The sequence below is a fragment of the Parachryseolinea silvisoli genome (assembly GCF_021190955.1).
Taxonomy (GTDB): Bacteria; Bacteroidota; Bacteroidia; order Cytophagales; family Cyclobacteriaceae; genus Ohtaekwangia; species Ohtaekwangia silvisoli.
Genome location: NZ_JAIOAO010000003.1, coordinates 800,907 through 821,097 on the forward strand (window position 1 = coordinate 800,907; position 20,191 = coordinate 821,097).

General features: G+C 48.7%; 12 protein-coding genes. 10 read left to right on the plus strand and 2 right to left on the minus strand.

Annotation, left to right across the window (positions count from 1 at the left end; translation table 11 throughout):
• The first annotated feature begins 1,211 nt into the window (after positions 1 to 1,211).
• From lgt to K7P01_RS20435, 10 genes are all read left to right on the plus strand, one after another.
• Positions 1,212 to 2,024 (plus strand): prolipoprotein diacylglyceryl transferase, encoded by an 813-nt coding sequence (gene lgt, locus K7P01_RS20390; RefSeq protein WP_267296426.1) that lies wholly within the window; start codon positions 1,212 to 1,214, stop codon positions 2,022 to 2,024.
• Positions 2,025 to 2,625: 601 nt separating this feature from the next.
• A complete protein-coding gene (locus tag K7P01_RS20395; protein WP_267296427.1) occupies positions 2,626 to 8,127 on the plus strand; it encodes a hypothetical protein in 5,502 nt (1,833 codons plus the stop codon).
• A 593-nt stretch (positions 8,128 to 8,720) separates the two neighbouring features.
• Positions 8,721 to 10,898: an RHS repeat domain-containing protein gene (locus K7P01_RS20400; RefSeq protein WP_267296428.1), complete on the plus strand. Its 2,178-nt coding sequence runs from the start codon at positions 8,721 to 8,723 to the stop codon at positions 10,896 to 10,898.
• Between the two features lie 6 nt (positions 10,899 to 10,904).
• Positions 10,905 to 11,306, plus strand: coding sequence for a hypothetical protein (locus K7P01_RS20405; protein ID WP_267296429.1), 402 nt, complete (start codon positions 10,905 to 10,907; stop codon positions 11,304 to 11,306).
• A 77-nt stretch (positions 11,307 to 11,383) separates the two neighbouring features.
• Positions 11,384 to 15,847 (plus strand): LamG-like jellyroll fold domain-containing protein, encoded by a 4,464-nt coding sequence (locus K7P01_RS20410; protein WP_267296430.1) that lies wholly within the window; start codon positions 11,384 to 11,386, stop codon positions 15,845 to 15,847.
• Positions 15,848 to 15,873: 26 nt separating this feature from the next.
• Positions 15,874 to 16,338, plus strand: coding sequence for an SMI1/KNR4 family protein (locus K7P01_RS20415; RefSeq protein WP_267296431.1), 465 nt, complete (start codon positions 15,874 to 15,876; stop codon positions 16,336 to 16,338).
• 193 nt (positions 16,339 to 16,531) lie between these two features.
• Complete coding sequence (locus K7P01_RS20420) at positions 16,532 to 16,957, plus strand: imm11 family protein (protein WP_267296432.1); 426 nt, start codon at positions 16,532 to 16,534, stop codon at positions 16,955 to 16,957.
• A 43-nt stretch (positions 16,958 to 17,000) separates the two neighbouring features.
• Positions 17,001 to 17,402, plus strand: a complete 402-nt coding sequence (locus K7P01_RS20425; RefSeq protein ID WP_267296433.1) for an SMI1/KNR4 family protein — start codon at positions 17,001 to 17,003, stop codon at positions 17,400 to 17,402.
• A gap of 170 nt (positions 17,403 to 17,572) precedes the next feature.
• Positions 17,573 to 18,085 (plus strand): hypothetical protein, encoded by a 513-nt coding sequence (locus tag K7P01_RS20430; RefSeq protein WP_267296434.1) that lies wholly within the window; start codon positions 17,573 to 17,575, stop codon positions 18,083 to 18,085.
• Positions 18,086 to 18,127: 42 nt separating this feature from the next.
• On the plus strand, positions 18,128 to 18,421 hold the full coding sequence (locus tag K7P01_RS20435) for a hypothetical protein (protein ID WP_267296435.1): 294 nt from the start codon (positions 18,128 to 18,130) through the stop codon (positions 18,419 to 18,421).
• Between the two features lie 62 nt (positions 18,422 to 18,483).
• On the opposite strand, the gene K7P01_RS20440 is transcribed toward K7P01_RS20435, so the two are convergent.
• On the minus strand, positions 18,484 to 19,461 hold the full coding sequence (locus K7P01_RS20440) for an NAD-dependent epimerase/dehydratase family protein (protein WP_267296436.1): 978 nt from the start codon (positions 19,459 to 19,461) through the stop codon (positions 18,484 to 18,486).
• A gap of 38 nt (positions 19,462 to 19,499) precedes the next feature.
• Complete coding sequence (locus K7P01_RS20445; protein WP_267296437.1) at positions 19,500 to 20,105, minus strand: Crp/Fnr family transcriptional regulator; 606 nt, start codon at positions 20,103 to 20,105, stop codon at positions 19,500 to 19,502.
• Between the last annotated feature and the right edge of the window lie 86 nt (positions 20,106 to 20,191).

Here is a 20,191-nt window from a genome sequence, read left to right on the forward strand (position 1 = left end):
AACGATTGACAGATGATTGGCGTCTGCTATATTCGTCTTCGGCCGGTGCGACCCCTACTGGTTGTCTGTAAATGATTCGTTGAACGAAACCTGATGTAGTATGCCATTTTTGGAAGGAGGAGTACTCTTCACCGGTAAGCTCGATATGCTGAGCGCTTACCGCATGCGCGGATGCTCGAAAATTGTCGTACGCCGTAAGGGCGGACCAAATCCGGATCACATTAAAAAAGGCGCTAACTTCGCCAATACACGCCATACCATGTCGGAGTTTGGCGGCTGTTCGCGCATGGGCAAGCATGTGCGCATGACTATGTACTCCATTCGCATGCTGTCGGATAACAACTTCGGCAGCGATATCAACAGCGTCATGCGCCAGGTACAGCTGCAAGACGGCACCAGCGAAAAAGGACGACGCGATATACTTCTTTCCGAGCACGCCCGCATCCTGGAAGGATACCCCTTAAATAAAGAACATCCGACGTTCGACTCTGTCATTCGCAACCCGGTATACTACACGCTGGATCGCGCCACGCGCACCGCGCAGGTTGATATTCCGGCGTTGGTCCGGGGCATCAACTACTTTCCGCAAAACAACCATGCGTTGTTCCGCATCACGCTTACGCTCGGTATCGCACCCGACATGCGGTATGATATACCCTCTAAGGAATATTTGCCGCCCAAGTGGTTTGGTGTCGGATTTAATACCGTAACCGCTTCCACCGGGTGGTGTCCATCGCTGGAAGGGGTGGATGCGACAACGCTGTCCCTGGCCGTAGACGACATGCCGCCCGAGGAAGGTTGGACGCTGATATTGTCGATCGGCATTCAATACGGCGCGCTGCACGCAGGCGGCAGCGTGAAAGAGGTAAAGCGTTTTGGCGCGGCGAAAATTTTAGCACTGCGCGGCAAAGCGTTGCCGGCAGAAGGGGGGACACCCGACGATGAGCGCGAAGTAACAAAGATAAACGCTGTTATCGAAGACGTCGTGTCGGAAGATCCGCCGGCGGAAAACACATGCGCCGCGGACGTTTACAAAGTGCCCGCGGCGAGCTATGTATATATCGCGAAGGAACAGCCAGCATCGACGTCCCCACCGGCAGCTAAAAGCTATACATACGCCTATACGAAGCCGGTCGCAACCATCACGGAGGAGCCGCCACCGCGCGAAGCAAAAAATGACTATCTTCCCGGGCCCTTAGCGACCCCCGACCATGATTCCGTACATTACCTGGAACATAGACCCCGTCATCTTCACTATTCCTGGAACACACTGGCCACTACGTTGGTATGGACTTATGTGGGTGCTGGGGTTTGTCATCAGCCAGCAAGTCATGTATTACATCTTTCAGCGGGAGAACCGCCCACGCAAGGATGTGGACACGTTGACGATGTATATCCTGATCAGCACGGTCCTGGGCGCCCGCCTGGGGCACTTCCTGTTCTATGAGCCCAGCCGCTTCCTCACCGACCCGCTGGACATCCTGATGCCGCCATACTCCGGCCTTGCCAGCCACGGTGCCGCCATCGGCATCCTGATCGGTCTGTGGCTCTTTTGCCGGAAGCTGAAGTATAACTACCTCTGGATGGTCGACCGCCTGGTCATTGTCGTGTGTATCACCGGCGCCGGCATCCGCCTGGGTAACCTGATCAACTCCGAAATGATCGGCCTGCCCACCGACCTGCCGTGGGCCTTTATTTTCACCCGTATTGACAACATTCCGCGCCATCCCGCGCAGCTATACGAGGCGTTGTATTGCATCGCATTATTTTTTGTGTTGTTCTATCTCTGGAAGACTCGCGCTGCCCGCCTCGGCAATGGCTTTATCTTTGGCCTCTTCCTGATCGTGCTCTGGACACTACGTTTCATAGATGAGTTCTTTAAAGTGAACCAGGTAGCATTTGAAGATCACCAGCTGCTGAACATGGGGCAGGTGCTGAGCATTCCGTTTATTCTGGTGGGGATATTTTTGTTGTTCTGGAGCTCAAAGCAGATGAAACAAAGCAAAGCTGCGACGCCGTATTGATGCCCCCGAAGTATCCGGATATACTGTCGTATACTCTCCATGACCATGAGCTTTGTAATTCACAATTCTTAAAGTGAGTAAAGATTGCTTTGTAATAAAATGTGTAATATCTTGCCCAGGATTTCAATTCGTCGATTATAAACTGCGTTGGTTGCCTAATTTAACGGTTTGGCGCATTTCAGTTGTATGTTAACGATTGCGATTCTCCCCCTCCCTAAATAAAATAAAAACCATTGTAATATGTTGCAGCATATACTCTCGGGCTATTGCATGCCCAATTTTCGAGCCCATCTTCTATGCGATCGTTCTGCGCGTAGCCCAAGCTTGTATAATTAATTAGTCAAGAGCGTGTGGCTTTTGCCACGGTGCTCCATTAAAGAGCTCATCACCGAATAACTATATCTCTCTATCCTAACCGGGCGTCTGTGGGCGTCATCTGAGTATGAAGCTGATCCGAAACCGAATCTTGCTGAAGGCATTTGTTGTGTTCTTTTTGTTAGAGATGCTAACGAGCATCGTAGCACCTGCGGTGTCGTGGGCATTAACGGCCGGTCCAAGCGCACCGGAGTTCTCAAGCTTTGAGCCCGTCGATACGACCGACATGGTCAACCTCGCCACGGGCGAGCTTGTATACAATATGCCGCTTTTGGAAGTGCCGGGTCCTGCCGGTGGTTATCCCATGTCATTATCGTACCACGCAGGAATCAAGCCTGGGCAGGAGGCTTCGTGGGTAGGCTTAGGCTTTACGTTGAACCCCGGCGCGATCAATCGTACAGTGAACGGCTTCGCGGATGATAATTACAATACCCGGCGGGAGATGCACGATTATTGGGATGGAGGAGAAACGACAGTAAAGAGCAAGACATTGGGACTTAGCGTCCCTGCGGCCGGGGTAGGTATATATTATACGTTTGACCGAACCCAGGATACGTTTAAGGGCTTTAGTTCAAGCCACTATGGAGGCTTATCCTACAATTTTAATGTCGCAAACGTCGCTGCCAGTATTGCATCCGCGGCATATCCTGTATCGGCAGCAGATCAAGCAAACATTCCCCCGGGACCACAACTAACAATGATCCGCGACGCATTTAGTGGTGGAAGTTTGCCTTCCGCGGCCAGCATGGACGTTTCTATCGGAGCATCGGGCGTGAAGACTTCGATGACAGTTGCCGGCTTGCCGGTAGGCGGCGGAAGTAATAGTGCGGGTGGAATGTCGCAGTTTGTAAACAGTTCAACCAATACGGCGCTGTATATTCCATTCGCTAAGTTCGCGGGCAGTCTTACCTTGCGGGATTTCTATTGTCGCTATTGGTCGGATCAGTCCGACGCCCTTTATAGCTATGGAAGCTTGTATCCTGAAGGAAGCGTGGCCCATAGTGATCGATACATGTATGAAGGCGTTGAGCAACCTGCGAATGGCGACTCTCGTTTTGGTGAGTTTCGCTCCTTTACTGGCGATATCTACGATTTGCCTGCGACACCGAATGTCACTTTAACGCCATCGAGAGAAGTAACGGTTTGGGATCAGGCGGACCCAACTCGCCAGGCAGCGGGAACCCTGCCAGCAACAGACCAATATGTTGTTACCGGACAAGGTATTGGTGGGGTGATTGAGCCTCAAAGTTTTGAAAACGCTACGCTGCATGGTCAGAATTCCTATTTTAAAGTCCCGGTACCGGCACTTCCTGGCCCCCTCATTGATTACAAAATAATAGACTATAAATCACTACATAATCCTACGCCAGGTAAGCGGCTCGACTTCCGGTTTAAGAACGACTTCAGTAACTCGATGCAGATGGATATGGGAAGCTTCTCCTCCGGCACCGGGAGCGCAGATATATCCTTGACTGTAGGAAGCGCCCATGCCGACAACACAGGTTACGACGAAACGCCTACCCGTCAAAAGTTAGCGGGCTCGCGGGATATTCAGTGGTTCACGACAGCGGAGCTTCGCAATGGCGCGGCGCAAGCAAAGGGCTTTATCGACTGCTATCTGACGAAAATAGAACGGCGCAATACGATGGATATTTACAATGATTACCTGCAGCCGGAGGCGTGCCTTGCCGTGCCCGAAAGTAACACGCGAAGCAATGGGAGAGGGCTGTTTAAGGATGGATCATATCCAGTCAAACCGGCTGATAGTTATAAGGCCACAGACCGTTATCCCTCATTAAAACCATATACCATCCATCTGGATGAGAAGATCGGTGGTTTTATGATTACCAATGAAAGTGGTGTGACGTATCACTACGGTCTTCCGGTCTATAGTTACAATGAATACACGCGCATCAGACGAAAAAAGCCGTTGAAGGGTGCGGCAACAATAAACGAAATCAAAAATAATGAGCCGTATGCTTATACCTGGTTGCTGACTGCCATTACCGGACCGGATTTTGTTGATCGGGGCGGAGCGAACGGAAACCCCAATGGCGTACTTGACGATCAGGACTTTGGCTATTGGGTTAAGTTTGAGTATGGAAGATGGGCAAATGCGTATCAATGGCGTACACCTCATACGGGTTATATGTCGGATTTTGAAAGTGAGTTTGAGTCATTTTCCCATGGCATAAAAGAGCTCTATTACCTGGATGCGATCGAAACGAAATCACATAAAGCTTTTTTTGTTAAGTCAAAAAGAAACGACGGCCGTGGTGTTACGTCACGACTGGAGGGAGGGAGCAACCCTCGGAAATATAACATGCGCTATAAATTCAACGGAACGAAAACCGACCCGCAGACATCCGATGGTTCTGAGGTCAATGATTTTAGAGAGCGCGGTTCGCTGACGTTTTCGGTAAGCCCCGTCAGTACGCTTAAGTTGGATGCTATCTATCTGTATGATAAAAAAGATTTGGAGAGTATTCCGATAAGGAAAGATGGCGGCGATAAATACGACAATGCGCCAAGCTACGATCCACATGTATATCACTATGCAGGTCAATCATATAAGTATGATAACGCTAAAAAGCCCGGTCTGGATCTCTCTGTCAGTATTTCAACGCAGGATTATATTCCGGTCACCTATCACAATGGGGATCTGGTACTGGATGATGAAGATATAAGCCTGTTGGAAAGTCAACATTCTGAATTCAAGGCTAAGGCACTGAAGGTTATCGAATTTAAAACGGACTATTCATTATCTACACATGTTGCCAATAACATCGCATATGTCAGTGATATGAGTAGTCCATACATGTGCTCAGACGGAAATACATGTTCTTCTGAAGGTTTTGACTTTGAATGGCCTTCCAACGTTCCACAAGGTTGTACAAGCTGGGCAAGCTGTTGTAATGTTAATGATCAACAGGCTTTTTATTCCATTGATCCTTATGCGAAATTCTATCAAGCAAGTACGGGTACCTGTCAGGAATTAGGCTACGATATTGCCGGACGTGACGCGATAAAATTTGAGCGTACAGGAAGGCTTACACTGAAGGAACTTCACGTACTGGGGCTGGGAGGTGAAAATTTACTTCCTGCAACGACCTTTGCGTATGCTAATAATCCCCAGTCCGATGCGGGCAAGTACGACGACTGGGGGTACCATAAAAGCGACTACGTATCCGGCACCGGGATGCGTCGAATTACCGCATTGTCCGCTGCGGATGTCGATGCGTGGTCGCTTTCAGAAATAACATTGCCCACGGGTGGAAAAGTTAGCGTGGAATACGAGGCGAATACATTCCGAAAGTCGGTTTATAATAACGATGAAATTTTAAGCATTGAAAATATTGAACGGATCAGTACGGATCGGATAAAGGTTACGTTTAAAGAAAAAGGCATTAACCTGGCAGACTTTTTCTCGGTTAATCAAAATATTAATCTGAATGTCTTGATCATGAGTAATACGACCTCTTATGAAGACGGTGCATTTTCAGATTTCTACAAATCTTCGGGTATCTCAGACCGTGTAAGCGAGGTCAACCAGGATAATATTGTTGTACAGGGAGGCACCCTCAATCAGTTTTTGGCTCCGAATAGGATCATGCTGATTCCCGGAACGAATCTGTTACAGGCGGTTACGCCACATTTTGTCGCAGGGTGTGTCGTTGTTGACGAAGACGAGAGTACCCCAAAGTATGCCGGCGGTGTGCGTGTAAGTGCTGTCCATTCGGATGAATTTGATGGGCATCGCCGGACCACACGCTACGGCTACGCCGGTATCTCTTCAGCTTCGTCGGGTGTTACCAGCTATAAACCGTTTCAGGCTGTATCGATTAACTTTCCTGAAGGAAACGAGTTTTTTGATTACCTGACTTCACGTTTTGACTGGCAGCCAGAGAAAGTAGCAGCCATGAGTGATCGTGCGAAGTTTCAGAACCGGTTAAACGCTTTGTACTTCCCGGTTCTCTTATTTTCCCGTGAAGCGCCGGCCCCAGGAGCGATATACGAGTACGTGACGGTGACGAACGAGTATGATGGGATGGCCGCCGACAATTATACCCGTCATCAATTTAGAGTTTTTCAAGACGATATGATCACACGTGAGGGGACAGGTGTTTATGCTTATACGATTACAAACGATGCGGTTAACGTCGGTAATTTGCTTGCGGTCGAGCGATTTGCGAAAGATGGGAAACTTCTGGAAGAGACCCGGTATGGTTATCTGTACGATGAAGTGAACGAGCCATTTGAGGAGGTGATGCGAAATAGAAGACAAGGGACAGTCGAGCAGGTATTTAATAAATATATGGTAGTAAAAGACTGGGATTTCGAGAGCATAGAAGATGGCGCTCATGAGCTCTCCAATACACAGCAATATGCTATAACAAGGCACATTGATAGGTCAAACGCAGTGTCGAAAGTGACACACCGGAACTATAAGCTCGACATCGGATCAGCGACGGAAAATCACGATTTCGACTACTACAGCGGTCAGCCAATTAAGACGGTGACACGGGATGGCGCTGGCAATCGCATCATGACTGTTATTAAGCCTGCCTATACGGTGGGTGAATATTCTGGAATGACGGCAACCCAGCTGGCAGCGGGCACGGTGGGGATGGGACTCAAACTAAAAAATTCCGGGAACAAGAACATGCTAACGCAATTGGCGGGCAGCACGTCATACAAGGTTGATGCGAACAACAACTATCTGGGAGTTCTTTCTGCGACGGCTCAAACATGGACAGATCAGATCGACGCCATCAACACGACGCTCAGCAGACAGAAGCAGCCGGGCGTCTGGCGTAAGCAAGCCGGGTATGTATTTGTTGGCGATCCCTCGGTAGCGCATCAGCAAGGCAATTATCCGGTGGCGAATTTTACGGCGTTTACCAGCTGGACGGCGAATATCATTCCGACGGTTTGGCAGCTCGGGGATTCGACTTCACTGTTTGATGTGTATTCGCATGAGTTGGAGAGCAAGGATATGAATGGCGATTATCAGGCCATACGGTTCACATCAGACTTGCAACGCCCCACGGCGATGGTGGCGAACGCCCGGTATGATGAGTTTGTGTATACCGGATTCGAAGCTCCGACGGTAGCGACCGATGGTGGTGTTTCTTATGATCAAAGTGCTTTGGATGCTTCCCGTGCACATAGTGGAAAAGCAAGCCTGGCTATTGCTGCGGCGGGGAATGGACCATTAACCGAGCTTAAGATTTTCAATGCCGGCAAAGATGCGCGCGGCGTAGATCGCGGGGCTATCGTTAGCTTCTGGGTATACGCTAAAAACACGCCTTCCCTGGAATTGTGGCACCTTCTGCCGGGAAGTATTGACAAACACCCAATAACTATCGATGTTTGGCGGCGGGCGGGTGATTGGTACCTTTGCGAATTCACGATGGCCCGGACGGTTATCCCGGCGCTGAATAACACGACGTTGAAGTTGCAACTTGCTAACGTGGGACAAACGACGGCCTATATCGACGACTTCCGGATTCACCCGGCCGATGCTTCGATGGTGAGTTATGTGTATGACAACCGCGGTATGGTATCCCATATTCTGGATGATAATAATCTATACATGCACTACGAGTACGACGCCATGGGAAGATTGACCTCTACCTGGCGTGAGTCCTTTCGGCATGGAAAGGACCGGGCAGCAGTGAAACTTCAGGAGGTCGACTATCACTACAAAGGACATACAGATAAATGATATCGGATATGGTTAGATTGCTTATGAAGTTTATTCGAATCGTTTTCAATGTCGTGCTGGTGATAGGATACATGACGTTCGTGACGCCGCATTGTTATGGTCAAACCGAATTTAAGATCAACGGCAATAGACATCCATGTGTCGGCACCGTGGAGACGTACATAGCTGACGGTACGCATGGATGTGGAGCGGTCGAGATACAGTTTCTTATTGCTTCGGAGGGCTTTCATTATGAGGTACTGAACGCGACAGCGAATTCAAAAACCGTTCGTTGGTTAAATCCGACGGGGTTCATTTTGAGGGGATTATTTAAAATATGTCCGAACGGTAACGTGAGTTATAGTGACCCGACACCGGGGTCTGCGAAACCACTTCCAGCCTCTCTTCCTGTATCTTCAGACTCGCTTTCCATTGATGAATCCCATAGCATTGTTTTGAGAGTGCCGGGTTATACTGGAGATCTTAAGTGGTATGAAGGGGATCAGCTGGCAACCCCATATTTTGATAATATCTTACCTGCAAGGCCGGCCGGTATTTACGAATTTGAAGGGAGAGTAGTCAATCCCGATAATTGCCCTATAGCTATTCCGTCCATGACGCTAACGGTAACCGTAGCGCCGGTCGTGGTGGATATGAACTGGGTTGAGACGAGAGGCTTTGACGATAGTACGTTGGTTAGTCATGGCATAGCATACTTCGGGCCGGCCGGTGAGGCGTTGCAAAGCCAGGCAAAGTCGCTTGAATACAACCAGGTGCTGACATCCGTAGTTGTAAAAGACAGTATTGGACGACCTGTGGCAAGCACATTGACAGCGCCAACGGGGATTAATTCCTTTTCCTACAGGCGGCGCTTTTTTGTAGATATCGCTGGCAATACGTTCAATCACAATGATCTTATAAGTGGTAAGGCGGGTAACCAACAGGGATCGGTAGGATGGTATTACAGCAGCAGCAATACGATGGAAAAGCATGTGCCGGCAACACAGTATCCGTATGCACGCAACGATTACTACTACGATGGGACAAACGAAGTGCGATTTTCCGCCGGTCCCGGTGAAACTCACCGGTTTCGTAATGGATCAGGTAATGAAACACTTACGGGACGTTTCCCGGTCGTGCACGAGCTGGATGATTATGTTGCTAAACGCAACTCCTCCGTTGTGCCTGGAGGAACGATGACGGTGCGGGGGCTTCAGGGAACTGTGCTGGTGGGCCGTGATGCCAACCATCATTACACGATCAGTATTGTCGATGGAGCCGGAAGGACGCTGATGACCGCCAATCAGGGCTCACCGACGGATTATGACCTTGCTGTGGACAATACGCTTACGTCGAACATCTCGAACTCGTCTTCGCCATACTATAATCGTTCTACATACTTTTATTTGTTGAATACCTCGCTTGTGACCTTTAATGCCGATCAATCGTATGCCAGCATTTATTATAATGATCTCTGTGCGACCTCGGCTGAGTATAATTATGCGCAGCCAGGAGTACCCATACAAATGAAGGACGGGTTTTACCGGGTAAAGATTATTGTGTCGGGCTACGAGGTCTCTGTTGTGCATACGCACTATCTAAAGGATATTACGTATTTCTTTTATGACGATGCGGGACGGCTGATTTCGTCTGTTTCGCCGAATGGGTTTAAACAATGGCGAGCCGGCACGCCCTATAGCCAGATCGATAAGAAATGGCAAGTCTATGATTTTAAAGGACAGGTTACATCTTCGCATGATCCGGATGCAGGGTCTGTGAATTATTTATACCGCAAGGATGGCGCCATCCGGTTTTCGCAAAACGACAAACAGGCCGCGGAGGGACATTTCTCCTATACACTCTATGACCGGCTGGGAAGGCCCGTGGAGTCCGGTGAGTATATTGGCTCGACGTATAAATTTGGTTCCGGTCTGTCTGACCAGCTGGAGTTTGCTAAACAAGTGAGCTTTCCGACAGATAGCACCCGTGACTGGCTGAAAACTCGATACGACTATGCTGACGACGATACGGTTGCGGGGTTTATTGCGGTGACACATCTGTCTGCCGATGATTATGCGCAACGTTTTGTCCGCGGCGGGGTGTCGACTACAGAGAATGCGCATATCCGAACTTGGTACAGTTACGATGAGTTTGGTCGGGTTACCTGGATGGCCCAAAAGCCAATAGCATTGGATCGGGTGTTTGTGGTGACATATAGCTATGATTACCTCGGTAATGTGCTGCATACGGGAAGCTTTGCCTATAAGGCAACAACCGGCGCTATACTGAAGGAATTCTACCATCACTACGAATACGACAAAGACAAGCGTCTGAGCAAGGCCTACACAAGCGAGCAGGAGAGTGGCACGCGCAAACTGCGTGCAACCTACGAATATTATATCCATGGCCCGCTAAAGCGCATTGTGTTGGGAAGTAAAACGCAAGGGATCGACTTTGTATACAATATCCAGGGTTGGCTGACACAGATTAACCACCCCGATCCGATGCAAGACCCGGGTAATGATGGTAATGACGCGTTCGGCATGGTGCTCGACTACTATGAGAGCGATATGAACAATCTGTTCCCGTCGGTAGCCGTGGTGGACCCTTACCGAAGCCATACCACGTTTGGACAGCAGTCTGTGGCGGCCAATAATCATGCACCGCTAATCCGATTTGCGCCGGAGCCTCAGCCATCGATGCAGCCTGCGGGGTCTTCGATGAAGGATTTTAGCGCGAACAATCCCCGGTATAAGAAAATGCTTAATTCGCTCATGACGCCCTCTAACTGAAAACCTATGCGTTATTTATATACCCTCTTATTGGTGGCCACCCTGGGGATAACCTGCGCGGCCCAGGACATCGCCACGCATACGATCCGGTGGAGCTCGGATCGTGCCTTTGATACCTCGCAGGGAGAGGCCATTGAAGAAGCGACGACATTGATAAGCTATGCGGATCGCCTGGAATGGCGTAATGCGGATGGCACCGTGCGTAAAGTATATACGGTAATATCGGTCGTGCAGGGCTGGGACAACGTTAGCCTTCCGGGAAAGGCCCGGTATAGAATCACCGCGGAGGGATTTGGAGGCGTGGCGGTGTTCGAGCGGACGACGGCCGGTATCCGGATCACGTTGACGGTGGCCAAAGAGGCGCCGGAGTCTTTTGAAATCCTTGTAAGTAATTATCAGGCGTTATGATGGGTACAATGACACGCTTACTTTCTCTTATTCCCCGGCTTGTTTTTCTGATAGGCCTGTTTTTTTACATTCCTTCCATGGCACAGACCAACGTCGTGCCCGATGCTGTTGAGCTGGCGGTATTAAAGAAGTTATATACAGACCTGGGCGGTGACAGTTGGACCAAACGTACAAACTGGCCGACAGTGGGTACCTGGCCGGCCACTGCTACAAGCGCCGTAATGGGAACATGGCAGGGAGTTACGGTCCAGAACGGCGATATCATTGGTCTTTCGTTTCCGGCGGCCAACCTGGTGGGGACGTTGCCGGCTGAAGTCGGCGACCTGGCCCGGTTGCGGACGCTCCGGATGGATGGCAACAAGCTTACCGGGAGTATACCCGTCTCGTTGGGCGATTTGTCGGCGTTGACATCGTTGAACCTTGCCAACAACCAGTTGAGCGGCACGCTGCCGTCTTCGCTGGGGAATTTGACGAACCTCGTCCAGTTTATCGTGTGGCGCAACAAACTGTCCGGTGAGATTCCGGCCTCGTTTTCGACCTGGACGCAGCTGACGTCGTTGTATCTCTATGAGAATCAATTCAGCGGAACCCTTCCCGCCCTGGTCGGATGTACCAAGCTGCGGTACATTCATGCGCACTATAATTATTTCCAGGGCGGTATACCGGCTTCGTACAGTGCCTTCACAGCACTGATAGAGCTTGTCGTATACAACAACGACTTGTCGGGCGAGCTTCCTTCCTTCGTGGGCAACTGGGTAAATCTAACGCAGCTTCTCCTGCATGACAATGACTTCCGGGGTGCATTTCCCTCGACCATCGGTAACTGCACGGCGTTGGCAAACCTGCAGGCGGATAACAACGCATTTACTTCATTGCCACAGGAAGTCTTGAATAGTCCGGTGCTTGCGGCAGCGGATTTTCGAAACAACGCGCTGACAACGATTCCCGATTTTACCGGCTACTCCAATAACGGGCAACTGGTATTGTCGGTGCAAAATAATTACCTGGGGTTTGATAAGCTCGAGCGACTGTTTGATCCCAATAATGTTTCAACCCTGGTCCCGATCGTAAAAACGTTGCAATATAAACCACAGAAGGTATATGACCTGGTACGCCGGGCCGATACCCCCGAGAATGGCACATTGCAACTTATGGCATTATCCAAGGGTGTTAATGGTAATATCACCTGGGAAAAGAAAAGCCCGGCGGGTACATGGATAAACATCACGACCAGCAATGCCGATGCTTCTCAACAGACGTATCGCATACCGAATGTCACACGTGACGCGGCGGCTGTCTACCGCTGGAAAAATGAGAATACGCGGCTGGGGATGACGTTGCAAAGCGATGAGACCGACGTACGCATTACCGATGTGGAGCGGTCCGGCAACCAGGCAACACCGATGTACAATGGATTGGCGACATCGGTACGCTGGCGTACTGCCAAAGCGCAGGGCACAGAAGGTACGGATCTGACGGGTATGTATTTATATGAATACGACGATCGATACCAGATCCGCGACGCCAGTTGGGCCGAAGTAAACAATACCTTGAATACTTACTCGATGGGCGGCAACAAGTTCCGGCTCACGGGCATGTCGTATGATGCCAACGGCAATATCAAGTCGCTGCACCGCTATGACGATGCAGGCTTGGAACAACATCGGTTTACATACACGTACGCACCGAACAAAAACCAGCTCACGTCGGTAAGCGGCTACACGAACGCTTACAAATATGACAAAGTAGGCCGGATGGTCGGTGAAGATAAGGCAGCAGGGGATGATCAATATGTCGACTACGATGTTTCCGGTAAAGTTGTTGCTGTGTATTCCGACTCCCTTAAAAGATCCGGGGATAAGAAAGTCGAGTATCAATACGATGATCGCGGTTTTCGTCTGACGAAGATCAACTATCTGGAGAACCGCACAACGTGGTACATTCGTGATGCTTCGGGAAATGTGCTGAGCGTTTACGAACAGGAGGGCATTCCAGCCCTGGGTAACACGCATGACGTTGTAGAAACGGAAACACCGGTGTATGGATCGGGCAAGCTTGGTACATACTATCCGCAGCAGGAAGGTAGCGTAGCGTACGAGGTCACCGATCATCTGGGTAACGTCCGGGCATTGGTACGTGAAAATGCTACGACCTATACGGCAACGATGGAAGATAGCGGGGTGGAAAGCATTCAGAATCCGCGGGTCGAAGAGCTACAATATTTCCTTAACCTGCAGGAGACCGCAAAAGACGATCATTGGATGAATCATACGTCGCCCACCGCCACGGCTGTGAGCGATCCTTCGATGTCGGCTTATTTGTATTGGAACGACACGCAGGGGACACAGGCTTCCGACAAAGCTACCGGGCCGGCCATTGTGTTGGAGGTATCGCCCGGCGACACCGTTACGGCGGAAGCATACGTGCGTTATAAAGAAAAGGAGGACTATAACCACGGCAACTTTGACCTGACGGTGCTGTCCATGCTGCTGGGCAATAACTTTTCTTTTATCGGCGGCTTTGATGGAATGACTACGTCACAGGCGACGCAGTCATTCGGTCAGGCCCTGCTGGGCAGCACCTTCTTTAGTGATGAAGCAGTGAATGGACTGCCGTACGCGTACCTCAGCTATATTGTGTTTGACGCGGAAATGACAGCCGTGGCGTCCAAGCGGGTACGCATACCGGTAGAGGCCGGTTTCGGAATGAACGAGGAGACTATCCCCAACAGTCATGAACGTGTATTTCTAAAAGATCCTGTAGTTGTTCCAACGGCTGGGAAATACATCTACGTCTGGGTATCCAATGAAAGTCCGGAGACGGAGGTATGGTTTGACGACTTCCGTGTAGCGCACACGACAACGTTTGTCTCGCAGTCGACCGACTATGGCGTCTGGGGCGATATCTTACGGACAACGTCCACCGATGCGGGGCTTGAAAGGCAGAGCATCCGCAAGGGGCTGAAAGGGCAATATGCATTTGCCGGCGACGCACAGAATCAGGCCGGCGGCATGAACGGTACAGTTACCGGCGCTACACTGACAGCAGACAGAGACGGCAACGCCAGCCAGGCCTATAATTTTGATGGTACGGACGATTATATTACGCTTCCGGGCTCGGCCGATGGCCTCTCGTTCATTCAGAACACGGGCGTTTTTACGATCACGGCGTTTATTAAGCTGAGCGACCTGAGCGCTCGGAGTGTGATCATCGGCAGCTCAGGAACCGCCACGCGAAAAGGATTTTCCTTTGCCTACGACACCTACGGCAATGAGTATGGAACCCATACGCTGCGGTTTAGCTCGACGACAGGCGACGCGGGCATTGTAAACGTCGGTGCGGGCAACGATTATGCCATCAATGACCTGAACTGGCACCACGTGGCCGTGGTGGGTGACGGGAAGTCGGTCCGTTTCTACCTGGACGGTGTTGCAAACGGTTATAGTACCACCATTACAAATCTGAGTACGGGGCCTTCGGCCAACGACGTCGTGATCGGTGCGACCAGGAATTCGGCGACCGGTGTGGTGCTGCCGATGCATGGCGCTATCGACGAACTTCATATCTTTGACAAGGCCTTGAGCGATTCGGAGATCCGCCTGCTGGCGGCAGGGGCATCAACCGAAGACATCGACCAGGTGCTAAAGCCAGTGGATCGGTCGTACCGGTATGCCTATCAGGGGCAGTTCGCGGAGTTGGACAAGGAGACGGGGTGGAGTCATTTTGAGTCCCGGGAGTATGACGCCGTTATCGGCCGGTGGCTAGTGCCTGATCCTGCGGGGCAACATTGGAGCCCCTATCTGGCCATGAGTAATAGCCCCGTGGTATCTGTGGACCCCAATGGCGAGATCGCCGGTACGATTATAGGAGCAGCGATTGGCGCGGGCATCGCTGCCTGGAATGGTGAGAATGTTTGGAGGGGAGCACTATCAGGAGCTGTTGCCGGAGCTACATTTGATTTGATTGTCGGTTCTGCAATAGCCACCGGAGGTGCATCACTCCCTTTTATCATTGGCGCGGGGGCAGTTTCAGGAGCAGCGGGCGCTTTGACCGAGCAGGTTTGGGACGCTACTATTGAGGGAAAAGGTGGAACAGCGTTTAGTGCGCAAAAGACTTTGACGGGTGCTGTTTGGGGGGCTGCAGCTCCTATCGCGGGGAAGTTGATTGGAGCAGGTATCAGCAAACTTTGGTCACGTATACAACTGCCAAAGGGTATTGTTGAACCAGAGCCGACAATTAGGCTGAAAAATGGTCATTTAGCAGGGCAAACTCACCCTAGAACAGGTGTTCCATTTGACGATACCGGATTTCCAGACTTCTCAAGAAACCTGTACAGAGGGGGACCAAATGATGTTATTATAAGACCAACTGGCTCTCGAAGTGGTGATTTTGCTGCAGCCAATAGCTTAGCGGGATATTCTTCTACTCCTAAGGGCTATACCTGGCATCACCATCAGTCAACGGGTAGAATGCAATTGGTTGAAACAAGTATCCATTCACAAACGGGTCACACGGGAGGTTTTGCATTGTGGCGACCTTAGACATTAAAACTTAAATAAAATATACGATGACAGTATTCTCACAGACGGAAAGAAAGTTAAGTCTATTGCAAATAGAAGAAATTGAAAGATTTGTAGAGTTAAATTTCCCCAATGACTACAAAAACCACTTGCTTGAGTTTAATGGGGGACAGTGCGATCCGAATATATTCGTTTTTGATGAGGACGGAAAGATGTCGGAATCTTCTATTGATTGGTTTCTGGCGATATATGAAGGGGAATATGACAATCTTAGAAACTATATTGAAGTATATAAAATCCAAGAGAAGAGGATGCCATCAAACATGTTGCCGATAGCCCATGATCCGGGTGGGAACTTGATTTGTATATCTTGCGCTGGGGATGATTTTGGTCGAGTTTATTTTTGGGATCACGAAAAAGAAGTCGATTATGGAAAGGCAAGTGATCAAGATTACTCGAATTTGTATCTGGTTGCCGATAATTTTAGAGGATTTATTGAAGGTTTGAAATAGATTGTACTTTTGTATCATGCTATGAATTTTTTTTGAATTAGATTTTAAGTATAAAGCCAAAGATCCGGTTGCTTCTGCATTTGCTCCTGAAGCGTATTCTGCGGCACATGAGAATATTGCATTAGTAGCAGGGAAATCTGAACTTCCTTTTGATTTTTCTCTTATAAAGCTTGAATCAAGTAAATCGGGATTGGTGAAAAGTGATGATCTTACCGGGTTGGATCTTTGGCGTGATTATTTGTTGAATGGCTTGCGTTGGCCACTAATGTCGCCTAAAATGCGCAACGTCATCGAACATAATCTTACAGGTTCTGAAAAAATCGATTGGATAGCAGCAAACGTATATGGCGGCGATGAAAAAAGAACGTATTATGTTTTACGTTTCAAAGAAGAAAACGATGTTTTGGATCGCGTGAAAACAATGTTTGTTGAAGGTAGCGATATCATGATTCTTTCTCATTATTCGATTGCCAAAGTGAAAGGGTTGGCTTTGTTTGGTGTGCCGGGAATGTTTTGGGAAATTACTGCTTCAATTTATGTTAATGAAAATATGAAGAATGCTCTTCATGCAGCTAAGCTCACCGGTGTGAAGTTTGAGAAGATCGCGAATATTAGTTAACACGGGTTCTTAAAATTCCCAACTGGAACGAACTGAGTCTGATATGGTAGCAATATTTCAACCTGAGGCGAAATTGGATGTTTTGCAGATAGAGGAGATTGAGAAAATTGTTGGTTTGCGATTTCCTGATGACTATAAAGAGCACTTGCTTGAGTTTAATGGGGGACAGTGCGATCTGAATATATTCGTTTTTGATGAGGACGGAAAGATGTCGGAATCTTCTATTGATTGGTTTCTGGCGATATATGAAGGGGAATATGATAATCTCAGAAGCTATATTGAAGTATATAAAGTCCTAGAGAAGAGGATGCCATCAAATATGTTGCCGATAGCCCATGACCCGGTTGGGAATTTGATTTGTATATCTTGCGATGGGGATGATTTCGGTCGAGTTTATTTTTGGGATCACGAAAAAGAAGTCGATTATGGGAAGGCAAGTGGTTAGTTTATGAGTCTGGACTTGATCTCACTAAGTTGGAATTCAAAGTGCATTCCGCAAACCCCGTTGCCGCTGAGCAAATTAAAGGGCTGCTGACTAACTACATTAAATACTTAAATGGATGATGTCAACTTGAGCTTGACTCCCATGTATGGGATCGGTTAGAAAGCTGTGATATGAATAATGTTTCTTTAAAAGGAGAGGATTTATTTTTGAGCCTAAATACTGAGTATCTTGTCATAGATGCTTTGTATTTAAATGATATCAGAAAATCACTAAATGAGGTGGATATACATAGTTTACAGGATATTCAGCAAAAAGTCTTTCCTTATAATGATTTTCCATTTGGAGTTGTGAACACAGGTGAAGATCGCAGACGGATAATTATGATTAAGAATATTAAAAAAGAGACATACAGTAATATGGGTAAAACAAAGGGCGTATGTTATTTTTCGTCCGATACTGGCCTACTGGTTGTGGTAGCTATGACTGCTTTTGTTGAATTTACTAAGAGTTTTGACTACGACCAGTTATTGTATACACTTACTGAGAATTTTAATGCGGAATATTGGATGAAGATTAACAGCCATCTTAAAGAAGGTGATGTTGGTTTAATTTTTTCCCCGGGTTTGCGATCGGGTTTCGAGTTTGATGGTGGTGGTACATATTCGTTGAGAGTTGAGGCATAGCAGAAAGGAAAATTGGAGCTGCGATATTGATGCTATAAAAAAATGAAAGACCTGGAGTGGTTTAAGAAAAACATATCGCCTGGTCTGAAGGGGTATGAATTGATTTATAAATCCTTTGAAGAAAAAGGAGATTTCGGATTCTTATCAAGAGTTGAGTTCATTTCTAACGTATTAGAGGGTAATGTTGACTTTTGGAGTTCGGGATGGTTAGACGTCTTCGTTTGGAGTAATGAAGTTAGGGATGTCGTTCTTAATGTTATGTTAGAGCCGCAGCAGGAAACGGAAAAAGACGATCTGTTTAAAACGTTGGAAAAGATGTTGACTGCGGTGGATTAACTATTTAATTGTAGACTCGGGAGATAAACGAAAGCTTGAATTGGCGGTGTCTTTTCTCGAGACTAAACGAGTTCGTTGTGCAACATCTCGACAAGCCCTTCCTTCACTGAAATGATCGGGTGATACCCCAATAGCTTTTTCGCTTTATCATCGGAAACAATAAAGGGTAGCCCCAGCGTATTGACCATACCGGGATAGAGGGGCGGGGTGCTTTTAAACCCGAAGGTAGTCCAGATGAATGCGAAGATGTTCGCCATAGTCCGTGCCATGCCCAGGGATACCGTTTTGTTGGGTGCCTCCATGTTTTGGGTTTTCAGGATATCGGTGATGAACTGACGGAATTGGAGCTTCTCGCCGTCGGTTACAAAGAAGGCTTCTCCTCCGATTTTTGACTTTGCTGCCAGCGTCAGCGCGTGACATACATTTTGTACGTGGCAGGTAACAATCAGATGTGTGCCTCCATTGATAAAGGAAAGGTTTCCTTTTTCAGAGGCGGCCTTGATCTGCGGAAGGGCAGAGGTGTCGCCTTTGCCCCAGATGAGTGGCGGGCGAACGGCGATCGTTCGGAGTGTGGGACTGTTTGCTTTTAGGATCATCTGCTCGGCTTCGAGCTTTGTTCGTGAATAGCCGTCAATCAGATTATCGGACTGCGTTCGTTCATCGCCGTTCAGAATAGGCTTTCCGTTCATGATCACGGAGGCAGCACCGAGGTAAACGAAATTGGGTACGTTGTTTTTCGTGGCGGCTTCCAGCAAAACCTTTGTTCCGCCAACGTGGTCGTGCCACAGTTGTTTGCGCGACTTCCAGAAATCAACGGCGGCGGCCAGGTGGAATACGGTGTCGATACCCGCCAGGGCTGTGCGCAGCACGTCGGCGTTGTGAATGTCGCCCCGTATGGGTGTGGCACCGGCTTCGATGATCCGTTGGTCGGATTCAGGCGAGCGACTCAGGCCGAATACTTCGATGTTTTCTGACGTTAGTTTTTTGATGAGATTCCGCCCGACAAAGCCCGATCCGCCTGTTACAAATACGCTTTTCATTTCCTTTGGTTTCTACAAAGGAGCAAGGTCGGCGGAAACTAATTTTTGCTATTTCGCAAAAAGTCGGCCTGCATAAGCTGCTTTTTGATGTGGCTGAGGGTGTATTGGGATATTCCTAAAAAGGAGGCGATGTCAGCAGCCTTGACGTGATTGGCAATGTTAGGGAAGTATTCGAGAAACGCCAGATAGCGGTCCTTTGCTTCGCGTTGGAATAAGTCAGATCGAATCTTTACTTTTTCGAATAGCGCTTTTTCCGTGATTCTTCTAAAAAGGTCGCTCCACTCCGCGATCTCTTTCTCAAATCTTTCCAGGATAGATCTGGAAAAAACAATGACTTCGGTGTCACGCTCGGCCACGGCGGTGACCAATGACGGGATTCCACTGTTATAGCTGTCAACGTCGGCCAGGAAGTTTCCTGTGTCTGAGAAGTGCACGGTGATCTCGTCGCCTTGATCATTACTGGAGTATAAACGGATAAGACCGTCCAGGAGAAAGTACTTCTCTTCAGGTTTTCCGCCTTCATCCCAAAGTGTACTCCCTCTTTCATACGTTTGGAACTGAAGTGAGTCCCGAAGCAACGAAACAGATGGCGCGCCCAGGTGGCAGAACTGGTCGATGTAGGAAAGTAGTTTCTGCTCTTTCATTTAGGTGTAATTTAAGAATACCTGGTAACTTTTACGACGATGTAATAATAGTCGCATTTTTCCAGGCGCGATAAATGCCCGGCGTT

Bases quoted from the DNA above. Each gene is read 5' to 3' on its own strand.
- K7P01_RS20435 (WP_267296435.1), top strand. From the start codon at position 18,128: ATGAAAGACCTGGAGTGGTTTAAGAAAAACATATCGCCTGGTCTGAAG.
- K7P01_RS20415 (WP_267296431.1), top strand. From the start codon at position 15,874: ATGACAGTATTCTCACAGACGGAAAGAAAGTTAAGTCTATTGCAAATA.
- K7P01_RS20445 (WP_267296437.1), bottom strand. From the start codon at position 20,105: ATGAAAGAGCAGAAACTACTTTCCTACATCGACCAGTTCTGCCACCTG.
- K7P01_RS20425 (WP_267296433.1), top strand. From the start codon at position 17,001: ATGGTAGCAATATTTCAACCTGAGGCGAAATTGGATGTTTTGCAGATA.
- K7P01_RS20405 (WP_267296429.1), top strand. From the start codon at position 10,905: ATGCGTTATTTATATACCCTCTTATTGGTGGCCACCCTGGGGATAACC.
- K7P01_RS20430 (WP_267296434.1), top strand. From the start codon at position 17,573: ATGAATAATGTTTCTTTAAAAGGAGAGGATTTATTTTTGAGCCTAAAT.
- K7P01_RS20410 (WP_267296430.1), top strand. From the start codon at position 11,384: ATGGCACAGACCAACGTCGTGCCCGATGCTGTTGAGCTGGCGGTATTA.
- K7P01_RS20440 (WP_267296436.1), bottom strand. From the start codon at position 19,461: ATGAAAAGCGTATTTGTAACAGGCGGATCGGGCTTTGTCGGGCGGAAT.
- K7P01_RS20395 (WP_267296427.1), top strand. From the start codon at position 2,626: ATGGTCAACCTCGCCACGGGCGAGCTTGTATACAATATGCCGCTTTTG.
- K7P01_RS20400 (WP_267296428.1), top strand. From the start codon at position 8,721: ATGACGCTAACGGTAACCGTAGCGCCGGTCGTGGTGGATATGAACTGG.
- lgt (WP_267296426.1), top strand. From the start codon at position 1,212: ATGATTCCGTACATTACCTGGAACATAGACCCCGTCATCTTCACTATT.